Source organism: Roseibium denhamense (assembly GCF_009711415.1).
Classification (GTDB): Bacteria; Pseudomonadota; Alphaproteobacteria; order Rhizobiales; family Stappiaceae; genus Roseibium; species Roseibium denhamense.
On record NZ_SMLZ01000059.1, the window covers coordinates 1 to 5,119 of the forward strand.

4 protein-coding genes are annotated in these 5,119 nt (G+C 57.4%); 2 read left to right on the forward strand and 2 right to left on the reverse strand.

Translation table 11 applies throughout. From position 1 onward, the window contains the following. The first annotated feature begins 59 nt into the window (after positions 1-59). Together E1180_RS00295 and E1180_RS00300 are read left to right on the forward strand one after the other, a co-directional pair. Positions 60-821: a substrate-binding periplasmic protein gene (locus E1180_RS00295; RefSeq protein ID WP_155189098.1), complete on the forward strand. Its 762-nt coding sequence runs from the start codon at positions 60-62 to the stop codon at positions 819-821. A gap of 321 nt (positions 822-1,142) precedes the next feature. Then, positions 1,143-1,895: a substrate-binding periplasmic protein gene (locus E1180_RS00300; RefSeq protein WP_155189099.1), complete on the forward strand. Its 753-nt coding sequence runs from the start codon at positions 1,143-1,145 to the stop codon at positions 1,893-1,895. 174 nt (positions 1,896-2,069) lie between these two features. Here E1180_RS00300 and E1180_RS00305 read toward each other — a convergent pair whose 3' ends face one another. Together E1180_RS00305 and ettA are read right to left on the reverse strand one after the other, a co-directional pair. Then, on the reverse strand, positions 2,070-3,212 hold the full coding sequence (locus tag E1180_RS00305) for a glycine cleavage T C-terminal barrel domain-containing protein (protein ID WP_155189100.1): 1,143 nt from the start codon (positions 3,210-3,212) through the stop codon (positions 2,070-2,072). 274 nt (positions 3,213-3,486) lie between these two features. Continuing rightward, positions 3,487-5,119: energy-dependent translational throttle protein EttA (gene ettA, locus E1180_RS00310; RefSeq protein ID WP_244313912.1), on the reverse strand; the 1,633-nt coding region annotated here is incomplete at its 5' end.

The following is a 5,119-nucleotide window of genomic DNA, read 5'->3' on the forward strand; positions in this document are numbered from 1 at the left end:
ATCAATCTTAACAAATATAAATAATACTTTTCGAGCCACTCAGCGTTACGGAGGCTCGAATGAACCGGTTACTGATCTCCACAGGACTCGCTCTCTCCTTTTCTCTGCTGCCAGCCGCTGCGGCTGACGTGACACTGGTCCAGGACGAAGCCTATCCGCCCTTCATGACCAAGGAAGATAATGAAGCGGCCGGCATTCTCGCCGATATCATCAAGGAGGCGGGTATGCGGATGACGCCGTCCGCCGCGTTTGCCCTCGATACCGTTCCCTGGTCGCGCGCCGTCAAGCTCGTGGAAGGCGACCGGGCGCACGGCCTTGTTGGCACGTATTACAAACCCGAATCCCGTCCCTGGATCGGCACCTATTCAGAACCGCTTCTAACGGAGCAAGTCGGGATCTACTGCGCGCCGGGAAAGGCGCAACCGGACTGGACCTATCCCGATGATTACAAGGGCCTGACCTTCGGAAACAACAGTGGCTTCCAGTCCCCAGGCCCGGCCTTCTTCGAACTGGTTGAGGCGGGGGATATCAAACTGGAAGAAGCCCAAACAACCGAACAGAACCTGCGCAAAGTCTCGTCCGGACGGGTGGACTGCTATGTCCAGGAGCGCCTCACAACCGAGATCGCACTCAATGAACACGGTATCGGCAATGTCGAGTTCATTGCAACTGCCAGCGAGGAAAAGTCCTTTATAGGATACCGGAAAACATGGACCGGACCGGAAGCCGAAGCGTTCATCAAGGCCATGGACGCGGCGATTGTGTCCATGCGGGAAGACGGCACGATTGACCAGATCGTCTCCGGTCACACGGGCAGCTGACCGCCTGTCATTTTCCCTGGGATTGAGACGGCCCCTGCATCTTCAAGACCGGGGCCGCCCCTGGCACAAAAGAGACGGAAACGAAGGCGCGCGTTTGGTGCCTTAAAAGACCGTCACAAGCCAGCCGTGCTCCAGCCATCTGGCGTCCGGGCTCAACAGAACGGCGGATGCGATCATTCGATCACTGTGATTGCAGCTGGGTTTTGTGTTTCAGAACCATATTTACCCAGCAACCTGCGACATGCGTAATTAGTCAAAACGCCCATTTTGGACCGTCTGACAGATACAGGAAATGCATCATCCGCCAAGTGAGGGCCACCGATGAAGGGACATGTCTTTACCGCCGGGTTACTGCTGATCACCGCACCTGCAACTGCGGACGTACGTTTCGTTCAAGACGAGGCCTACCCGCCATACATGATGAAGGCGCAGGACACACCGGCCGGCATCCTGGCCGATATTGTACTGGAAGCGGCAAGACGCATGGATGTCGGCGGCGGCCTGACGCTGGAGGCCATCCCCTGGCCACGGGCGGTAAAACTTACGGAAGTCGGCAAGGCAAACGGTCTGGTTGGCGCCTATTACCAGCCCGAAGCAAGGCCCTGGATCGCAACCTACTCGGAGCCGCTGTTAATCGAACAAGTGGGAATCTACTGCCGTTACGGGATCGCCGAGGCGGATTGGGCCTATCCGGACGATTATATCGGCCTGGTGTTCGGTAACAATTTCAGCTTCGAAACCCCGGGACCGGAGTTTTTCGCCATGGTTGAGGCCGAGGATATTATCCTCGAGGAAGCTCTGACCACCGAACAGAACCTGATGAAGGTCAATTTGAACCGCATTGACTGTTACGTTCAAGAACGTCTGGTTGCGCAGAAAGTCATCAAGGAAAACGCCTTGGCCAATGTCGAATTCATCAGTGTCGCCAGCGAAGAAAGATCAATGGTCGCCTACCCCGATGCATGGGACGGCCCGGAAGCGGCGATCTTCATAAAGGCCTTCGACGAAGCCATTATCGACATGCGGGAAGACGGCACGATCAAACGGATCATTGCCGATCATGTCGGCGGCTGAGCGTTGCAGCGTCATCCCCGGCTTGACCGGGGATCCACTCAGTTACCTTGCCCCAAAGCACAGCTGATCGGGGTGCGATGATACGGAATGGATCCCGGCTCAAGGCCGGGATGACGCGTGAAGGGTAAGCTTTGTGCTCAGCCTGCTCTGTTTTTAAAAAAATTGAGATCCCTGTCAGGCCGCAGCGATCATCTTACGTGGATCATAGAACGGCTTCTCCACAATCACCGCGACCTCCTGGCCCTCGGGCAGGTCGACCTGGAGCACGGACCCCGGGAGTTCACAGTCTGCAGATACCATCGCGAGCGCAATGTTCTGCTGTAGACGCGGAGAATAGACTGCTGACGTGACCTTACCGACCGCAACCCCGTCCTTGCGGACGGTCCAGAAGGTGGTGTTCGGTCCGCTGAGGGGGGAGCCGCCGATCAGAAGTCCGACCTGTTTACGGGCAACTCCGGCCTCTTTAATTTGCTGCAAGGCGGCCTTGCCAATGAAATCGGCGTCCATCGTCAGGTCCACCAAGCGATCCATGCCCAATTCGAACGGGTTTGTCTGAAGGTCGGCATCGGCATGGTAGGACAGCATACCGCCCTCAATTCGGCGGATCGACGATGTGTGCCCGGGCTTTAGGCCAAGCGGGGCACCAACTGCCATGATCTTTTCCCACAGCTCGTCGCCGCGGCTGCCGTCGCGCAGATACAGCTCGTAGCCGAGTTCGCTCGACCAGCCTGTGCGGGAGACGATCAAGGGAATGCCGTCCAGTTCGACCTCACGATGCCAATAATACCGCAAGTCCATAATTTCCGGACCGAAGAGCGCCTGCATGATCATGCCGGATTTCGGGCCTTGCAACTGCAATGGCGAAACGTCCGGCTCTCCAATCGTGACGTCCATCCCTGAGTTAATTGCGACCCCTTGCGCCCACAAAAGGACATCGCTGTCGGAGATGGAGATCCAGAAATGGTTTTCGCCGAGGCGCAGTAGGATCGGATCATTGACAAGCCCGCCAGCCGTATTTGTAATCAGGATGTATTTGCACTGGCCAACGGCCATGTTGGACAAGTTGCGCGGCGTCAGCATTTGGACAAAGGTTGCGGCATCCGGACCGGTGATCTCGACCTGCCGCTCCACGGCAACGTCGCACAAAATGGCTTCATGGACCAGGTTCCAGAAGTTCTGTTCCGGGTCGCCAAAATCGCGCGGAATATACATATGATTGTAGACGGAGAACGCTTTGGCGCCCCAACGAACCGTTGCCTCAAAATAGGGCGACTTCCTGATCTGTGTTCCAAAACCGAATTCAGCGGCTGCGGTCATATGCGCCTCCCAGGCAATACAGGATATTTTTTTGAACTTCGGCAGATCGTTGTCGACGGCTTGCTCCCGGAACTCTCGGGCGTCAGACTTCGGACTTGCATAACCTTAAGTAAGCCCCAGACTGATGGTTTGAAATTCCACAGGGGTCACACTCTGTCTCAAGTGCGACATCGTAAAAACCCTTACGCATTTTTCGATTCCGGGGATCAACCGCAGACATAAAAAAAAAGGCGGCCCGAAGGACCGCCTTTTTCTAACGTCTCAAAGATAGAACCTACCGCGTCAGCGGCTTGTACTTGATGCGGCGCGGGTCGGCGGCGTGGGCACCGAGGCGGCGGACCTTGTCCTTCTCGTAGTCCTCGAAGTTGCCTTCGAACCACTCCACGTGGCTGTCGCCTTCAAAGGCGAGCATGTGCGTTGCCAGGCGGTCGAGGAACATCCTGTCGTGCGAAATGACCACGGCACAGCCGGCGTAGTTTTCCAGCGCGTCTTCAAGAGCTGCCAGCGTCTCGGTGTCGAGATCGTTGGTCGGCTCATCGAGCAGAAGTACGTTGGCGCCCTGTTTCAGGACCTTCGCCAGATGCACACGGTTGCGCTGACCACCTGAGAGATCGCCAACCTTGGCCTGCTGAGCCGGGCCCTTGAAGTTGAAGGACGAGCAGTAAGCGCGGGAGTTGATTTCCTTGTCATCCAGATAGATGACTTCCGCGCCACCGGAGATCTCTTCCCAAACGTTGTTGTCCGGATTGAGTGCGTCCCGCGACTGGTCGACATACCCAAGCCGGACGCTGTCACCTGTGATCACTTCGCCACTGTCCGGCTTTTCCTGCCCCGTCAGCATCTTGAACAGCGTTGATTTACCCGCACCGTTCGGACCGATGACACCAACAATGCCGCCGCGCGGCAGTTTGAAGGACAAATCATCGATCAACAGGCGGTCTTCAAAACCCTTGGAGACGCCTTTGACCTCGATGACATTCGCGCCGAGGCGCTCGCCAACCGGGATCAGGATCTGTTCGATAGACGGCTGGCGCTGCTCTTGGGCAGACAACAGGTCATCAAACGCCTTGATACGCGCTTTCGACTTGGTCTGGCGGCCTTTCGGGCTCATGCCCATCCATTCGCGTTCGCGGGCGATGGCGCGGTTGCGCGCCATATCTTCGCGGCCTTCCTGCGCCATCCGCTTGGATTTCTTTTCCAGATAGACCGAGTAGTTGCCTTCGTACGGGATGCCCTGACCGCGGTCGAGCTCCAGGATCCAGCCGGTAACATTGTCCAGGAAGTAGCGATCGTGGGTGATGATCAGCACGGAGCCCTTGAATTCACGCAGGTGGCGTTCCAGCCAGTGAACGGTTTCAGCGTCCAGGTGGTTGGTCGGCTCATCAAGCAGCAGAAGATCCGGCTCGGAGAGCAGCAATTTGCAAAGCGCAACGCGGCGGCGTTCACCGCCGGACAGGTTGTCGACCGGGCTGTCGCCGGGCGGGCACCGCAGCGCTTCCATGGCCATTTCCACCTGGCTTTCCAGGTTCCACAGGTCCTGCGCGTCGATCTCGTCCTGAAGCTGAGCACCTTCCTCGGCCGTCTCGTCCGAGTAATTCATCATCAGCTCGTTGTAGCGGTCGAGCTTGGCCTGCTTGTGGGCAACGCCTTCCATGACGTTTTCCATGACTGTCTTCGTCTCGTCGAGCTGCGGTTCCTGCGGCAGATACCCGACCTTGGCGCCCTCGGCCGCCCACGCTTCGCCCTGGAACTCCTTGTCCAGGCCGGCCATGATCTTCAAGAGCGTCGATTTACCAGCACCGTTCGGGCCCAGAATACCGATCTTGGCGTCCGGGTAGAAAGACAGGTGAACGTTGTCGAGGACCTTCTTGCCCCCGGTGTAGGACTTGGACAGCCCGTGCATGTGA

Bases quoted from the DNA above. Each gene is read 5' to 3' on its own strand.
- E1180_RS00295 (WP_155189098.1), top strand. From the start codon at position 60: ATGAACCGGTTACTGATCTCCACAGGACTCGCTCTCTCCTTTTCTCTG.
- E1180_RS00300 (WP_155189099.1), top strand. From the start codon at position 1,143: ATGAAGGGACATGTCTTTACCGCCGGGTTACTGCTGATCACCGCACCT.
- E1180_RS00305 (WP_155189100.1), bottom strand. From the start codon at position 3,212: ATGACCGCAGCCGCTGAATTCGGTTTTGGAACACAGATCAGGAAGTCG.